This window comes from Burkholderia torrens (genome assembly GCF_984668525.1).
The window spans coordinates 76,051-92,489 of sequence record NZ_OZ480211.1 but is presented as its reverse complement, the minus strand read 5'-3'; the positions used below and the strand labels follow the sequence as shown (position 1 = coordinate 92,489).

The following is a 16,439-nucleotide window of genomic DNA, read 5'->3' as shown; positions in this document are numbered from 1 at the left end:
CCGCGTCGGGGCATGCGGCGAATCACCCGCATCCTACACGTTCACGATTGCTTCGTTCAACATCGCGCTCAATATTGCGCGCCGGACGCTCAACGCTGGCCGAACGCGATGTCGCCAAACAACGCCTTGTACTCGCGCGGCTGCGAACGCCAGTATTGCGGCGGCGCCGTCACCTGCGCGCCGAGCTCGGCCGCCGCATGCCACGGCCAGCGCGGGTCGTACAGCATCGCGCGCGCCATCGCGACGAAGTCGGCATCGCCTGCTTCGATCAGCCGGTTCGCATGCTCGGGCTCGTTGATCAGGCCGACCGCGATCGTCGGCATGCCGACCGCACGCTTCACGGCCTGCGCGAACGGCACCTGGTAGCCAGGCGACAACGGAATCTTCTGCAGCGGCGACACGCCGCCGGACGACACGTCGATCCAGTCGCAACCGCGCCGCTTCAGCTCGTGCGCGAACGCGATCGTATCGTCGAGCTCCCAGCCGCCTTCGACCCAGTCGGTCGCGGACACGCGCACGCCGACCGGCCGGTCCTCCGGAAACGCCGCGCGCACGATCTCGAAAATCTCGAGCGGAAAGCGCATCCGGTTTTCGAGCGAGCCGCCGTATTCGTCGGTGCGCTGGTTCGCGAGCGGCGACAGGAACTGGTGCAGCAGGTAGCCGTGCGCCGCATGCACTTCGATTGCGTCGATGCCGAGCCGCGCGGCACGCTTCGCCGAGGCCGCGAACGCTTCGCGGATCCGATTCAAGCCCGCGGCATCGAGCGCGAGCGGCGGCGTCTCGCCGTCCTTGTGCGGCACGGCCGACGGCCCGTGCGGCAGCCAGCCGCCGTCGGCCACCGATACCAGTTGGCCGCCCTCCCACGGCACGGCGCTCGACGCCTTGCGCCCCGCATGCGACAGCTGCATCGCGATGCGGACCGGCGAATGCTTGCGGATCGCGGCCAGCACGGGCTTCAGCGCTTCTTCGGTCACGTCGTCCCAGAGGCCGAGGTCGCCGTGCGTGATGCGCCCGTCGGGTTCCACCGCGGTCGCCTCGATGCAGAGCAGCCCCGCACCCGACAGCGCGAGATGGCCGAGGTGAATCATGTGCCAGTCGGTCGCTTCACCGCGTTCGGCCGAGTACTGGCACATCGGGGAAATCACGATCCGGTTCGGAAGGGTCACGCCGCGCAGCGTGAACGGGGAAAACAGCGCAGTCATGGAAGCCGCTCGCCTGGGAAGGGAAAGAGCGGACGAGCGTAGCACGCAGGCTTGAAGCGTGCAGGCGGCGCAACCGGCCGTAAGCGGATGGTCAGGCAGGGCCGGCGGCAACGTGCCGGCGATGCGGAAAAAGCGTGGCGTACAGCAATGCGCCGGCCTGCAACGGATGCAGGCCGGACCCAACCTTCGAGGCGGGCGGGGCCGCCCGCAGCGCTACACCCCGACGCCGTCCAGCCAATCCGAGAACATGCGCCGCGCGGCCGTTTCGAGCACGGGGCCGTGCTGCGCGGTATCGGCACGCAACTGGCGTGCGTCGATGCCGGGCATCGCCGCGATTTCGCCGGCGTTCGCGATCAGCCAGGGTTCGAAGCGGTCGGTGCGGATTTCCGGATGGCATTGCAGCGCCAGCACGTGCTGCCCCCACGCGAACGCCTGGTGGCGGCACGCCGGTGTCGACGCGAGATGGATCGCCCCGCCCGGCAGGTCGAACGTATCGCCGTGCCAGTGGAGCATCGACGTTACCGCGCCATCGAGATGACGCAGCGGCGACGCGCGGCCGGCATCGGTGAGCGCCAGCGGCGCCCAGCCGAGTTCATGCTGCGCGGCCGGATAGACGCGCGCACCGAGTGCCCGCGCGACGAACTGCGCACCGAGGCAGATGCCGAGGATCGGCAACCCTGCGTCGATGCGCTGCCGGACGAGCGCCAGGAGCGGCGCAATCGTCGGATACTGCGCATCGTCGTACACGCTGATCGGCCCGCCGAGCACGACGAGCAGCGACGGCTCAAGCACGTCGAGCACCTCGACCCGCGACGATCCGACGTCGACATAGCGCACCCGCCTCCCCCGTTCGCCGAGCACCTGCTCGAAGCTTCCGAGATCCTCGAAATGCACATGGCGGATCGCCACGACTTCAGCGTTCATCATCGGCCTCCCGGTCGATCGACGGACGTCAGCCTGCGAAAATCTTCCAGGTCTTTTTCTGCGTCGCCGCGTCGGCTTCTTCCTGCACCGAGCAGTCGAGACGCAGATCGCTGTCCGACATCGAGATGTCGAGCGCCGCGCAGTGATGCACGGTCTTCTTCGACAGCTTGCCCGGCTGGAAGTGGGCGCACGTCAAGCACATGCGCTGCGGCGGCGTCGCACCGGCCACCTGCAGCTCGCGCAGCGTCTTCAGCAGCGCGCGATACAGCGTGCCCTGCTCGTCCGCGCCGAGCTTGCCGACCGCCTTCGTCAGGAATTCAGGCCATTGCAGCGCCTTCTTCGCGGCGGTGCGGCCACGCGCCGACAGGCGCACGGCCAGTGCCCGGCCGTCGTCCAGCGCACGGCGCTTCTCGACGAGCCCCTTCGTCTCGAGCGTGCTGACCGCATCGCTCGTGGTGGCCGCGGTGAGCTGCGTCTCGCGCGCGATCTCGCCGAGCCGCATCGGGCCCTTGCGCTGCAGCAGCAGCACGAGAATCTCGCCCTGTGTCGGCGTGAGGCCAGCGCCTTCCGCCCAATCCCATGCCTCGCTCCGCATGGCCGTGCTCAACCGCAGCAGGCTGTGGGTCACACGTCCCGCAGCCTGGTTCCCGTAAACGCCTTCGCTCATAGTCTTTTCGCTTTGCCGCCGCCCGGGTTGCCGAGCGGCCGTAGTGTGGAGATCGAATGTCTATCTCAAAACAGACGCTCTCTCTCGAGTGCGTCAGCACGGCCGTCGCGAGGCACACGCGGCGGTCGCGTTCGCGGCGACCGGAGAGACACGCGTCGTTCCGGTGTCCGCAAAGCCGACATTCTAAGCGAGAGCGGAAAATCGCACAGCTAAGTTATCCCCTGCATTCTGTGGAAAATCGCTGGATAACTGAAATTTTTCGTTGTGCCTGCAATGCCGCGCGCCCGCTGAAGGGGGCGCGCCAGCATTTTCCTGTTCGGATCGGCCATCGGTCGAATGGCATCGATCCACCGGGTTATCCCGCGCACAGATCGTTGACTTTGCAGCGGAATATTGAGTTATCCACAGATTTTCAGGACGGCTGGCAACGATTTCGGCCCGAAATGGTTCCGATCGTCATTCAGCGAATCGCGACGCGGTCGAGCCTGCAATCTGCAAAACATTTTTTCATTCACGCCAACGTAAGCACTGCTGCCGGACCGTCTCGTTCAGCGATTTTTCCTGTTTGAAAACGGTTCTCAACCACGATGCGTCGTTCACGCGTGCTTTCGCGAGCGCGCCGATCTCGTCGAGCGCCGCGCGCGAACCCAGCGCGGCCGCATGCGGCGCGATCCGGTCGAGCGTATCGAGGATGTCTTCCGCGATCGTGCGGCGCTCACCCGTCTGAGGATTCACGCAGGTGCCCTCGAGCCCGAAACGGCACGCTTCGAAACGGTTGAACGTGTAGACGAGGTAGTCGTCCTCCGACAGCTTCAGCGGCCGGTCGGTCAGCAGGTAGCGCGCGAGCGTCTGGATGTAGCAGGCGATCGCCGCCGCGCGGTCGACCGACAGCGGCGTGTCCATCACGCGCACCTCGATCGTGCCGTAGCCGGGCTTCGGGCGGATGTCCCAGTAGAAGTCCTTCATCGAATTGACGACGCCCGTGTTCACCATCTTCGTGAAGTACTCCTCGAAGCTGTCCCAGGTCAGCACGAACGGCGCGCGGCCCGACAGCGGGAACGCGAACACCGAATTCAGGCGTGCCGAATGGAAGCCCGTGTCGACGTTCTGCACGAACGGCGACGACGCGGACAGCGCGATGAAGTGCGGAATGAAGCGCGACATCGAATGCAGCAGGAACAGCGCACTGTCGGGATGGGGGCAGCCGATGTGCACGTGCTGGCCGAACACCGTGAACTGTTTCGCGAGATAGCCGTACAGCTCCGAGATGTACTGGAAGCGCGGCGCATCGTAGATCTGCCGGTCGCTCCATTGCTGGAACGCATGCGTGCCGCCGCCGGCCAGCCCGACGTTCAGCTGGTCGGCCGCCTTCACGAGCACGTCGCGGATCGCGTGCAGCTCGCTGACGGCCTGCTCGTGCGAATGGCAGATGCCGGTCGACAGCTCGATCATGCTCTCGGTGATTTCCGGCGTGATGTTGCCGGGAAAGGTCTCGCCCTGGATCAGGCGCATCAGGTCGGATGCAGCCTTGGTCAGGTCGTAGTTGTGCGTGTTGACGACCTGGATCTCCAGTTCGACGCCGAACGTGAACGGTTCGGAATTGACGAAGGTTTCGAGTGCCATGGCAGGTTCCGGAATCAGTTGCTGTCGCTGCGTTCACCGACCGCCGACAGGCAGCGGTAGACGACGAACGGGCTGACGAGCTGCAGGATCACGATCGAACACATCACGATCGCGCGCAGGTGCGGGTCGAAATTCGGGTAGAGCTGGTACGTATCGTCGACGAGCAGGTACGACAGCGCGGACATCGGCGTGAGCGCGATGCCGAGCGCGATGCCCTGCTTCATCCCGAGGCCGCTCGGCTTCGCGAACGCGGCGACGCCGCCCAGCTTCGCGACGAGCCGCGTGACGATCAGCACGATCGCGAGCAGCCCGCCGAGCGCGATGTCGCCCCACGTGAACGACGTGAGCGTCAGCACGAACAGGACCACCGTCAGCAGCCAGCCGGCCGTGCCGAAATGCTCGGGCCACAGCTGCGGCCGCGCTTCGAGGTTCTTCACGATGATGCCGGCGAGCAGCAGCGTGAGCAGCGTCGACAGCTTCAACGCCTGTGCGACCGCGATCGCGAGCATCACGAGCCCGAACAGCGCGACGAACGAATGCTCGTCGCGCATCGTCGAGGTCATGTGGCGGAACAGGTAGTTGCACGAACGCGCGACGAGGTACGCGACGATGAACGAACCGACGATCAGGTAGAGCGGCTGCAGGATCGTCGCGAAAACGTTGCCGTACGCTTCCTGGTGAAGCCAGCTCGTCACGAGCTTGGTCAGCACGATCGCGTACACGCTGTTGAGCGCGGTCAGCGTGATGAGGCGTTGCGACACCTGCCCTTCCGCGCGCAGTTCGGTCTTGAGCTGGATCACCATCGACGGCGACGTCGCGATCGCGATGGCCGACAGCACGAGCGCGACCATGCCCGACACGCCGAGCGCGAGCATCACGAACAGCACGAGCACGAACGTCAGCGTCGCCTCCGCGAGGCTCGATGCGATCAACCATGGATTGCGGCGAATCCATTTCAGGTCGAGACGGCTGCCGAGTTCGAACAGCAACAGGCCCAGCGCGACATTCATCAGCAGCCGCGACGTTTCGTCGGTGCTGGCATCGATCACGCCGAATCCGAACGACCCGGCGATGAGACCGATCACCGCATAACCGGTGATGCGCGGCAGGCGCCATGCGCGATAGCAAAGCTCGCCGCACAGGCCGGCCGCAAACAGCGCGAGCCCGGCCCAGAACACGGCATCCGGCGCAAGCGGCCAGTTGGGCAGGAATGAGAACGCCGACTTCATCGTGGTGACTTCTCCTTTGGAAGCAACCGCCAGCGACACGGGTTCAAGCGTCAGAAATGGATGCGCGCCGGCTGGGAATCGCCCCGAATGTGATTGTTGTGCTCGACGACGGCGGTACATGGGATCCGCCTGTTCCGCCACAGGGCGGAACGTCGTTCAGGTTGCCGATCTGGATTGTCGGCCTGGTGTGTGAACGGACTGCGCAGATCTCGATGATTCAGATTCGAAATCGTGCCGACCGTTCCATTGAAGCATGTCCGGCGCCTGGCCGAACGAACGCGAAGGAAACCGATTGTGCCACAGCTTTTTCGCTCCGGAACCGATTGAATCGACTCGCGGCGCTGTGCGGCACTGCAGGTCTTTGGTTTCAAAGGTTTACTTGTATATATACGTAGTAGAAGTTAACAAAGGACGCACAGTTCTGTGGATAACTTCGGTTTACGCTGACGGATCAATGCCTTGGCGAAACCATAACCGGTTGCACAGGCTGTTCGTGCACAGACATTTGAGTTGAGCAACTTTCGGGCCGTTGCACAGCTGTGCCGAGTTGCCCAGTTTACGTCCACTGTGATTGCACACGAAGTGCGCGCGGATTCCGCGCGGTTATCCACAGTGTCGAGTGGATAACCTTGCACGGGAAAATCGGGAAACTGTGAGCGATTAGCGTGCCGGTCAGCCAGTGGAACCGGCGCGGCGCGCGCGCAGGGCGCGGATCAGGAAGCGTGCGGGGTCGACGGCGTCGGCGAGTTCGCGCTCGAGCGGCCACGGCTCGCCTTCGAGTTGCGATGCGATCAGTTCGGCGCCAAGCGCCGCCCATACGAGGCCGCGCGAGCCGAAGCCGAATGCGCCGTAGAGGCCGGGCGTGCGCGGCAGATCGCGCGCCTGCGCGCCACCCAGCGCGCGCGCATTCGCGAGGGCCTGCGCTTCGTCGGCGAGCGGACCGAACAGCGGCAGGCGGTCGCCGACGACCCAGCGAAACGCGACGCGGCCACGCAGCGTAGCGGGATCCGGCAGGTCGCCGATCAGGCCCGGCAGCAGGTGTCGTACGCGATCGAGGTTCTCGACATGGCCGGCCGTGCGCATCGCGGGATCGACGTCGTCGGGTTCGAACGTGGCGCCGATCAGCAGCGTGCCGTCGTCGAGCGGCACCGCGTAACCGTCGCCGATCGTCGGGCACGGCAGCGGCGCCGTGGTGCCCGGCGGCAGCAGCGTCAGTTGCCCGCGTACCGGTTGCAGCGCGACATGCCGCAACCCGGCGAGACGCGCGGCGTCGCCCGCGTTCGCGAGCACGACGACGGGCGCTTCGGCGAGCGTCGCGCCCGTATCGTCGAGCGCATGCCATGCATTGCCGCGCCGCTCGAGCCGCGCGACGCCGGTAGATGCAAGCAGGCGCACGCGCTCGCCGGCTGCCGCGTATTGCGCGGCGCACAGCGCGGCCGGCCAGACGGCGCCCCCGTGCGGAAACAGCAGGCCGCCATGCGCGACCGGCAGGTTCAGGTGCGCACGTGCGGCGCCGGTATCGAGCAGCGTCACATAGTCGGACGGCGCGCCGAACGCATCGAATGCATCGCGCATCCGTGCGAAGTCGTCGGCCGATTCGGCGAGATGAATCATGCCGTGCGTGCTGCGCGCGAACGCATGCCCCGCGCGTTCGAGCGCGCGCCAGCGTGCGATCGCGTGCAGGAAGCCGCTGCGCGTGAGCCGGCTCGCGACGTTGTCGTCGCGTGTCATCAGCGGATGAAACACGCCGGCCGGATTGCCCGACGCTTCGCTTGCGATCCGTTCGTGCCGCTCGATCAACGTGACGTCCCAGCCGCGTGCGGCCAGGCGTTCGACGACCGCGCAACCGGCAAGGCCCGCGCCGATCACGATCGCTCGACGCGTCGCGACAGGCAGTGCGCGCGGCGGCTCGTGCCGGCGCGAGCGCCAGCGCGGCGCATATTCGCCGACGAGCCGATCGTCGACTTCGCGACACGTGAAACCCGTTTCGCCGAGCGCGTGCTGCATCTCGTCGGAACGTGCACGCGTTGCAAACGTTGCATCGTCGCCGGCCATTTTCGCGAGTGCGCGGATCACATCGGCCGACGATGCAGCGCCGTCGAGATAGAACGCATCGGCGCGCACGACGAGCTTCTTCAACATGTCGATCGCAGCGCCGAACGCGAGCGTGAGCACCACGCGCCCTTCGTCGAATTCAAGCCGGTGCAGGCCCGGCACGAGCATCGGCCATACGTCGATCAATGCATCGGCATCCGCTTTTGCCGAGATAGTTGTATCCGCAACCAGATGGGAAACCGCGCGACGCAGGTCGTCGCGCGAGAAAGGATGCGGTTCGACCGCGACGAAATGGAGTCGGTCGCAGCGCGCGGGATCGTCGCGCCATGCGGCCCAGGTCGCGAGGAAGGCGGCGCCCGCGCCGAATTCCGTCGCGACGATCGTGAACGTGCGACGCTGCCGCCAGCGTGCCGGCAGCCCGTTTGCCGCGACGAACGCATGATGCGCAAGCGTGCCTGATGCACTGCGATGGAGCTCGCCGAACTCGGGCGAGACGAGCGTGCCGTCGTCGCGAAGCGCGAGCGTGGCGGGTACAAGTCGGTCGGGCATGCGAAACAAAAAACGTGGCAGCCAAGCCTGGCAAGGGATTGCGCGGAGCCGTCCGACCGGCCGTTGGAAAAGGGCAACGGGGCGGCGCACGGTCGGACCGCGCTGCGTATCCTGTCCGGTTGGCGCAGGTCAAAAAACGGGCAATCGACGATTCATTCGGCGAAATACCGATGAAAATCTTTGAAACCCTTGTCGTTATTGGGTTTGCGCTGCGCTATCATAGCAACGCCGTACCGCGGGGTGGCCGCCGGCAAGCCGGAGGGCGCGTCGCGCGGGCCAGGATTCGGCGCTGTGCCGTCGGAGTCTGACTCTCGACGGCACGGTTCGCGCACGTATAATCGGCGCGTTCGCGCTGTTCGTGTCAACCTAACCTGATAAAGGAACCTTAATGAACAAACAGGAACTGATCGACGCCGTCGCCGCCCAAACGGGCGCCAGCAAGGCTCAAACCGGCGAAACGCTGGACACGCTGCTCGAAGTCATCAAGAAGGCCGTGTCGAAGGGTGATGCGGTTCAGCTGATCGGCTTCGGCAGCTTCGGTTCGGGCAAGCGCGCAGCACGTACGGGCCGCAACCCGAAGACGGGCGAAACCATCAAGATCCCGGCAGCCAAGACGGTCAAGTTCACGGCTGGCAAGGCGTTCAAGGACGCCGTCAACAAGCGTTAAACCAGCGCCTGTTCCAAGAAAAACCCGCCTTTCGGCGGGTTTTTTGTTGGGCGCGCGCGGCATTTTTGCCACAGTCCGCGCCGCTCTTGCAAAAGTTAACGGTTACTTTTACAAACCGTTACGACGCGCTCAAGGGTGCACGATCTGCGTGTCGCCGTGATCGTCGTCGTCGTGCGAATCGACGTCCCATGCCGGGAACGGATCGTCGAACGCCGTCCACTGCGCCGCGCCGAGTGCGAATTCCGCATCGGTCAGCAGGCACCCGTCGAGCTTCGCGCGCCACGCATCGGCGTCGAGTGCGATACCGATCAGCACGAGTTCCTGACGGCGGTCGCCGACCGTGCGATCGTCGAGATCGCCGAGCCATTCGGCGCGGATTTCACCGAGCAGCTCGTCGTCGTCCGGCCATTCCGTGCGGTCCTGCGCGGCCCACCAGAGCCCGGCCGGACCGTGCCGGCACACGCCGCCCGCCTGCGACAGCGAACCCGCGATGTCGTTGCGCGTCGCGAGCCAGAAGAAGCCCTTGCTGCGCAGCACGCCCGGCCACTCCTGATGCAGCAGCGCCCAGAGCCGTGCCGGGTGAAACGGCCGGCGCGCGCGGTAAACAAAATTGCCGATGCCGAATTCGTCGGCTTCGCCATGCACGTGCGCATGATGTTCGTCATGGCAGTCGGGATCGTCGCAATGCGTGTGATCGTGATCGAGCGAGGCGAGCCAGCCCGGTGCGTTCGCGGCTTCGTCGAAATCGAAGCGGCCGGTGTTCAGCACTTCGTCGAGCGGCACGTTGCCGAACGTCGACACGACCTGATGCGCACGTGGGTTGAGCCGCGCGAGGATGTGCTGCAGGCGCGCGAGATCGTCGGCGCTGACGAGGTCGGCCTTGTTGATCACCAGCACGTCGCAGAATTCGATCTGCTCGATCAGCAGCTCGACGAGCGTGCGGTCGTCTTCTTCCGACGCGGCGATGCCGCGCGTCGCGAGCGCATCGTCGGAGCCGTAGTCGCGCAGGAAGTTGTACGCGTCGACCACGGTAACGAGCGTATCGAGCCGCGCGACGGTCGACAGCGACGTGCCGTCGTCGTCGACGAACGTGAACGTTTCGGCGATCGGCATCGGCTCCGCGATACCGGTCGATTCGATCATGATCGCGTCGAAACGGCCTTCGGATGCGAGGTTGCGGATCTCGACGAGCAAGTCGTCGCGCAGCGTGCAACAGATGCAGCCGTTCGACATCTCGACGAGGCGTTCCTCGACATGCGACAGCGCCTGCGCGTCGCGCACGAGCGACGCGTCGATGTTGACCGCCGCGAGATCGTTGACGATCACGGCGACTTTCAGGCCCGCGCGGTTCGCGAGGACGTGGTTGAGCAGCGTGGTCTTGCCGGCACCGAGGAAGCCGGACAGCACGGTGACGGGCAACGGCTGGGTCATTGCCGGATTCATGATGATATGCACCAACGGAGAAGATGAAAAAGCGGCCGCGGCGCCCTTCCGGGGCGCGATCGGCCCGCGGACGGGCGAAGTTGCGGCGTGAGATCCGCATTGTGCATCAAACGCGCGCCGGCCGGCCGGCACCGCGTCGGGCCGCGATGCGGCGCAACGTCACTGCACGGGCGGCAGCAGCTTCCACTGCGACAGGATGCCGGCGATCTGCCGCGCATACTTGTCGCGCAGCGACGGCGTTTCGGAATGATAGGCGCCGACGGCCTGCCACGTGTTGCCGTAGCGGTTCATCTTCTGCTTCAGGTGCCACGCGGCGATGTAGACGTTCTTGCACGGTTCCATCAGCGTATCGCGGCCGATGCCGTAGCGCGACAGCGCGGGCAGGTGAATCGAATTAATCTGCATCAGGCCGTAGTCGACCGAGCCGTTCGTATTCTTGTTCAGCGCGCCGGGCCGGTTGCGCGATTCCTGCCACGCGATCGCGCGCAGGATCAGCGGATTGACCTGCTGATATTTAGCGGCTTCGTCGAAACAATCCGCACGAGCGTTTGCGCTGGCGAACCACGCGCCAGTGGCGATCAACGCGATCGAAGCGAACCGTCGTCTGTTCATCGTGCGGAAACGAAAAGGAATTGCGCGAAGGTCGGGAAAACCCGTGCCTGTTATTCGTGCGACGAGAAACGCGCCGCCCGTATCATACCGGCAGACCGCCAGATTGCGACAGGCAGGAATACGGCAGCCCGGTTATACCGCATTTCCATGTCGGTTCATCGCGAATCGGGAGGCGATGGCCGGCATGCGGAGAGCCGCGCCTATTCTTACATATTGCATACGATTCGCCGGATACATGTCGTATGTGAGACAGTCCTCGGATCAATGTGATATTTCGGACATGAAAAACTGCTAATGTCGCCTCTTTCGGACTTGGATCCCAGCACTACCGCCGGAAGTGGCCTGAGCCGGCATCGACCCATTCATCCATGACAAGAAATCGCTTCGTTATGCGGCGCGTTGCCACGACCCTCCTCGTCGCCGGCATCATCGCCTCGCAGGCCGCCTACGCTCAGGTCACGCTCAATTTCGTGAATGCGGACATCGACCAGGTCGCGAAAGCGATCGGCGCCGCAACCGGCAAGACCATCATCGTCGACCCCCGCGTGAAGGGGCAGCTCAACCTCGTGGCCGAACGTCCGGTGCCGGAAGACCAGGCGCTGAAGACGCTGCAGTCGGCGCTGCGCATGCAGGGCTTCGCACTCGTGCAGGATCACGGCGTGCTGAAGGTCGTGCCGGAAGCCGATGCGAAGCTCCAGGGCGTGCCGACCTATGTCGGCAATGCACCGCAGGCCCGCGGCGACCAGGTGATCACGCAGGTGTTCGAGCTGCACAACGAATCGGCGAACAACCTGCTGCCCGTGCTGCGGCCGCTGATCTCGCCGAACAACACGGTGACGGCCTACCCGGCGAACAACACGATCGTCGTGACCGACTATGCGGACAACGTGCGCCGCATCGCGCAGATCATCTCGGGCGTCGACAGCGCCGCGGGCGCGCAGGTGCAGGTCGTGCCGCTGCGTAACGCAAACGCGATCGACCTCGCCGCGCAGCTGCAGAAAATGCTCGACCCGGGCGCGATCGGCAACAGCGACGCGACGCTGAAGGTGTCGGTCACGGCCGACCCGCGGACCAACTCGCTGATGCTGCGCGCGTCGAGCGCGTCGCGCCTCGCGGCCGCGAAGCGCCTCGTGCAGCAGCTCGACGCGCCGAGCGCGGTGCCCGGCAACATGCACGTCGTGCCGCTGCGCAACGCCGATGCGGTGAAGCTCGCGAAAACGCTGCGCGGGATGCTCGGCAAGGGCGGCGGCAACGACAGCGGTTCGTCGGCATCGTCCAACGATGCGAACAGCTTCAACCAGAATGGCGGCTCGTCGTCGAGCGGCAACTTCTCGACCGGCACGTCCGGCACGCCGCCGCTGCCGTCGGGCGGCCTGGGCGGCTCGTCGTCCTCGTCCGGGTATGGCAGCGGCACGTCCGGCGGTGGCCTTGGTACCGGCGGCCTGCTCGGCGGCGACAAGGACAAGAGCGGCGACGACAACCAGCCGGGCGGGATGATCCAGGCCGACTCGGCCACCAACTCGCTGATCATCACCGCGTCCGATCCGGTGTACCGGAACCTGCGCTCGGTGATCGACCAGCTCGACGCACGGCGCGCGCAGGTCTATATCGAAGCGCTGATCGTCGAGCTGAATTCGACGTCGCAGGGCAACCTCGGCATCCAGTGGCAGGTGGCGAGCGGCCAGTTTCTCGGCGGCACGAACCTGAACCCCGGGCTGGGCCTCGGCAACAGCATCATCAACCTGACGGCGGGCGGCTTGACCAACGCAGCCGGCGGGGTCACCGGCGGCGGGCTGGCCTCCAATCTCGGGCAGTTGTCCCAGGGGCTCAATATCGGCTGGCTGCACAACATGTTCGGCGTGCAGGGGCTCGGCGCGCTGCTGCAATACTTCGCGGGCGTGAGCGACGCGAACGTGCTGTCGACGCCGAACCTGATCACGCTCGATAACGAGGAAGCGAAGATCGTCGTCGGCCAGAACGTGCCGATCGCGACCGGCTCGTATTCGAACCTGACGAGCGGCACGACGAGCAACGCATTCAATACCTACGACCGCCGCGACGTCGGCCTGACGCTGCACGTGAAGCCGCAGATCACCGACGGCGGGATCCTGAAGCTGCAGCTCTATACCGAGGATTCGGCGGTCGTCAGCGGTACCACGAACGCGCAGACCGGCCCGACCTTCACGAAGCGCTCGATCCAGTCGACGATCCTGGCCGACAACGGCGAGATCATCGTGCTTGGCGGCCTGATGCAGGACAACTACCAGGTATCGAACAGCAAGGTGCCGCTGCTCGGCGACATCCCGTGGATCGGCCAGCTGTTCCGTTCCGAATCGAAGGTGCGCGCGAAAACCAACCTGATGGTGTTCCTGCGCCCGGTGATCATCTCCGATCGCAGTACCGCGCAGGCAGTCACGTCCAACCGCTACGACTACATCCAGGGCGTGACGGGTGCGTACAAGTCGGACAACAACGTGATCCGCGACAAGGACGATCCGGTCGTCCCGCCGATGCCGATCGGCCCGAGCCAGGGCGGCACGCCGGCCGGCAACCTGTTCGATCTCGACAAGATGCGTCGCCAGCAACTGCAGCGCCAGGTCGTGCCGGTGCCGGCCCAGCCGTTGCCGGAAGCGACGCCCGCGCAGCCGCAGAGCGTGCCGCAGCAGGCCGTGCCGCAACAGCCGCTGACGGCCACGCCGGGAGCGTCGCAGTGAGCGACGTGCACGCGTCTTCCACCCACGACGGCGCGCCGGGCGAACGCCAGCCGCCGTCGCCGCTCGCCGCGCGGATGCTGCCGTACGGCTTCGCGAAGAGCGGCCAGGTGCTGATCGCGCACCAGCTCGACGACACGCTCGAGGTGTGGATCAGCGAACGCACGAGCGATGCCGCGCTCGCGGAAATCGCGCGCAATTTCGGCTCGATCGCCGTGCACCACGTGCCGGCCGACGAGCTCGCGCAGGCGATCAACCAGGCGTACGCGCGCCAGGACGGCAGCGCCGCGCAGGTGGTCGGCGAGGTCGAAGGCGAAGTCGACCTGTCGCGGCTGATGCAGGACATCCCCGAAGTCGAGGATCTGCTCGAGTCGGAAGACGACGCGCCGATCATCCGGATGATCAACGCGCTGCTCACGCAAGCCGCGCGCGAGCAGGCATCGGACATCCACATCGAGCCGTTCGAGAATGCGTCGGTCGTGCGTTTTCGCGTCGACGGCACGCTGCGCGACGTCGTGCGCCCGAAGAAGGCGCTGCACGGCGCGCTGATCTCGCGGATCAAGATCATGGCGCAGCTCGACATCGCGGAGAAACGCCTGCCGCAGGACGGCCGCATCACGCTGCGCGTCGGCGGCCGGCCGGTCGACGTGCGCGTGTCGACGCTGCCGACCGGGCACGGCGAGCGCGCGGTGCTGCGTCTGCTGGAAAAAGACGCGCAGCGCCTGAACCTCGAGGCGCTCGGGATGGGCCGCGACACGCTCGTCCAGTTCGACAAGCTGATCGCGCGCCCGCACGGCATCGTGCTCGTCACGGGCCCGACCGGTTCGGGCAAGACGACTACGCTGTACGCGTCGATGTCGCGGCTCGAGACCGCGACGACCAACATCATGACCGTCGAGGATCCGATCGAATACGACCTCGGCGGGATCGGCCAGACGCAGGTGAACGAGCGGATCGGGATGACCTTTGCCCGTGCGCTGCGCTCGATCCTGCGCCAGGATCCGGACGTGATCATGATCGGTGAAATCCGCGACCTCGAAACCGCGCAGATCGCGGTGCAGGCGTCGCTGACGGGCCACCTGGTGCTCGCGACGCTGCACACGAACGATGCGGCGTCCGCCGTCACGCGCCTGACCGACATGGGTGTCGAGCCGTACCTGCTCGCGTCGTCGCTGCTCGGCGTGCTCGCGCAGCGCCTCGTGCGCCAGCTCTGCCCCGTCTGCAAGGAAGAGCGGCACGAGGACGGCCGCACCGTGTGGCATCCGGTCGGCTGCGACAAGTGCGGACATTCGGGTTATGCGGGCCGGCGCGGCGTGTACGAATTGCTGCTGGTCGACGAATCGATCCGCACGCTGATCCACCGCAACGCGGCCGATGCCGAGATTCTCGCCGCCGGCCGTGCGGAAGGGATGCGCACGCTGCGCGACGATGCCGAGCGCTGGCTCGCGTCCGGCGCGACGTCGCTCGAGGAAGTGCTGCGCGTGACGGGAGGCGCATAGCGCGATGCCGGCATTCCGTTTCGAAGCAATCGATTCGGCGGGACGCGCGCAGAAGGGCGTCATCGACGCCGACAGCGCGCGCGCCGCGCGTGGCCAGCTGCGCACGCAGGGGCTCACGCCGCTCGTCGTCGAGCCGGCCGCCAGCGCGACGCGCGGCGCGCGTTCGCAGCGGCTCGCGTTCGGCCGCAAGCTGTCGCAGCGCGAACAGGCGATCCTCACGCGCCAGCTCGCGAGCCTGCTGATCGCGGGGCTGCCGCTCGACGAGGCGTTGGGCGTGCTCACCGAGCAGGCCGAGCGCGACTACATCCGCGAACTGATGGCCGCGATCCGCGCCGAGGTGCTCGGCGGCCATTCGCTCGCGAATGCGCTGGGCCAGCATCCGCGCGACTTTCCGGAAATCTACCGCGCGCTCGTCGCGGCGGGCGAACACACCGGCAAGCTCGGCATCGTGCTGTCGCGTCTCGCCGACTACATCGAGCAGAGCAACGCGCTGAAGCAGAAGATCCTGCTGGCGTTCACCTATCCGGGGATCGTCACGCTGATCGCGTTCGGCATCGTCACGTTCCTTTTGAGCTACGTCGTGCCGCAGGTCGTCAACGTGTTCGCGAGTACGAAACAGCAGTTGCCGATCCTCACGGTCGTGATGATGGCGCTGTCGGATTTCGTGCGGCACTGGTGGTGGGCGATCCTGATCGCATTCGTGCTGGTCGTGTGGTTCGTGAAGGCGACGCTGTCGCGCGACGGGCCGCGGCTCGCGTTCGACCGCTGGGTGCTGACCGCGCCGCTCGCGGGCAAGCTCGTGCGCGGCTACAACACGGTGCGCTTCGCGAGCACGCTCGGCATCCTGACCGCGGCCGGCGTGCCGATCCTGCGCGCGTTGCAGGCGGCCGGCGAGACGCTGTCGAACCGCGCGATGCGCGCGAACATCGACGATGCGATCGTGCGCGTGCGCGAAGGCTCCGCGCTGTCGCGCGCGCTGAACAACGTGAAGACGTTTCCGCCGGTGCTCGTGCACCTGATCCGTTCGGGTGAGGCGACGGGCGACGTGACGACGATGCTGGATCGCGCGGCCGAAGGTGAAGCGCGCGAGCTCGAACGTCGCACCATGTTCCTGACGAGCCTGCTGGAGCCGCTGCTGATCCTGGCGATGGGCGGCATCGTGCTCGTGATCGTGCTGGCGGTGATGCTGCCGATCATCGAGCTGAACAACATGGTGCAGTGACGTGACGGCCTGACTGTCAGGCCGTCGCCGTTCAGC

Annotated in this window: 12 protein-coding genes; 4 read left to right on the top strand and 8 right to left on the bottom strand. The window is 66.0% G+C overall.

From position 1 onward, the window contains the following. Nucleotides 1-89: 89 nt before the first annotated feature. The 6 genes from AC5LXX_RS00380 to mnmC form a co-directional block, all read right to left on the bottom strand. Nucleotides 90-1,202 (bottom strand): NADH:flavin oxidoreductase/NADH oxidase, encoded by a 1,113-nt coding sequence (locus AC5LXX_RS00380; RefSeq protein WP_493410161.1) that lies wholly within the window; start codon nt 1,200-1,202, stop codon nt 90-92. A gap of 213 nt (nt 1,203-1,415) precedes the next feature. Continuing rightward, entirely contained in the window at nt 1,416-2,126 is a 711-nt protein-coding gene (locus AC5LXX_RS00375) for a glutamine amidotransferase (RefSeq protein ID WP_493410160.1), read from the bottom strand. A gap of 28 nt (nt 2,127-2,154) precedes the next feature. After that, nucleotides 2,155-2,793: a MarR family winged helix-turn-helix transcriptional regulator gene (locus AC5LXX_RS00370; RefSeq protein ID WP_174388678.1), complete on the bottom strand. Its 639-nt coding sequence runs from the start codon at nt 2,791-2,793 to the stop codon at nt 2,155-2,157. Nucleotides 2,794-3,300: 507 nt separating this feature from the next. Further along, entirely contained in the window at nt 3,301-4,416 is a 1,116-nt protein-coding gene (locus AC5LXX_RS00365; protein WP_493410159.1) for a YbdK family carboxylate-amine ligase, read from the bottom strand. Between the two features lie 14 nt (nt 4,417-4,430). Continuing rightward, nucleotides 4,431-5,645 carry a cation:proton antiporter gene (locus AC5LXX_RS00360; protein WP_493410158.1) on the bottom strand — a complete coding sequence of 405 codons (1,215 nt, stop codon included), beginning with the start codon at nt 5,643-5,645 and terminating at the stop codon, nt 4,431-4,433. Nucleotides 5,646-6,317: 672 nt separating this feature from the next. After that, entirely contained in the window at nt 6,318-8,249 is a 1,932-nt protein-coding gene (mnmC, locus tag AC5LXX_RS00355) for a bifunctional tRNA (5-methylaminomethyl-2-thiouridine)(34)-methyltransferase MnmC2/FAD-dependent 5-carboxymethylaminomethyl-2-thiouridine(34) oxidoreductase MnmC1 (protein WP_493410157.1), read from the bottom strand. Between the two features lie 388 nt (nt 8,250-8,637). Between mnmC and AC5LXX_RS00350 the strand changes: the two genes are divergently transcribed. Next, the gene (locus AC5LXX_RS00350) at nt 8,638-8,916 is read left to right on the top strand and encodes an HU family DNA-binding protein (protein ID WP_006401505.1); all 279 of its coding nucleotides are present in this window, start codon (nt 8,638-8,640) and stop codon (nt 8,914-8,916) included. 129 nt (nt 8,917-9,045) lie between these two features. Here the strand turns inward: AC5LXX_RS00350 and AC5LXX_RS00345 are convergent, their stop codons facing one another. Beyond that, nucleotides 9,046-10,359, bottom strand: a complete 1,314-nt coding sequence (locus AC5LXX_RS00345) for a GTP-binding protein (RefSeq protein ID WP_493410156.1) — start codon at nt 10,357-10,359, stop codon at nt 9,046-9,048. A 159-nt stretch (nt 10,360-10,518) separates the two neighbouring features. Beyond that, a complete protein-coding gene (locus AC5LXX_RS00340) occupies nt 10,519-10,971 on the bottom strand; it encodes a lytic transglycosylase domain-containing protein (protein ID WP_124454578.1) in 453 nt (150 codons plus the stop codon). Between the two features lie 368 nt (nt 10,972-11,339). Between AC5LXX_RS00340 and gspD the strand changes: the two genes are divergently transcribed. The 3 genes from gspD to gspF are packed head-to-tail and all read left to right on the top strand — an operon-like array spanning nt 11,340 to nt 16,403. Further along, nucleotides 11,340-13,685: a type II secretion system secretin GspD gene (gspD, locus tag AC5LXX_RS00335; protein WP_493410155.1), complete on the top strand. Its 2,346-nt coding sequence runs from the start codon at nt 11,340-11,342 to the stop codon at nt 13,683-13,685. Then, nucleotides 13,682-15,181: a type II secretion system ATPase GspE gene (gspE, locus tag AC5LXX_RS00330; RefSeq protein WP_124454574.1), complete on the top strand. Its 1,500-nt coding sequence runs from the start codon at nt 13,682-13,684 to the stop codon at nt 15,179-15,181. The genes gspD and gspE overlap by 4 nt, the downstream gene beginning before the upstream one ends. 4 nt (nt 15,182-15,185) lie before the next feature. Beyond that, nucleotides 15,186-16,403: a type II secretion system inner membrane protein GspF gene (gspF, locus tag AC5LXX_RS00325; protein WP_124454572.1), complete on the top strand. Its 1,218-nt coding sequence runs from the start codon at nt 15,186-15,188 to the stop codon at nt 16,401-16,403. Nucleotides 16,404-16,439: the final 36 nt, after the last annotated feature.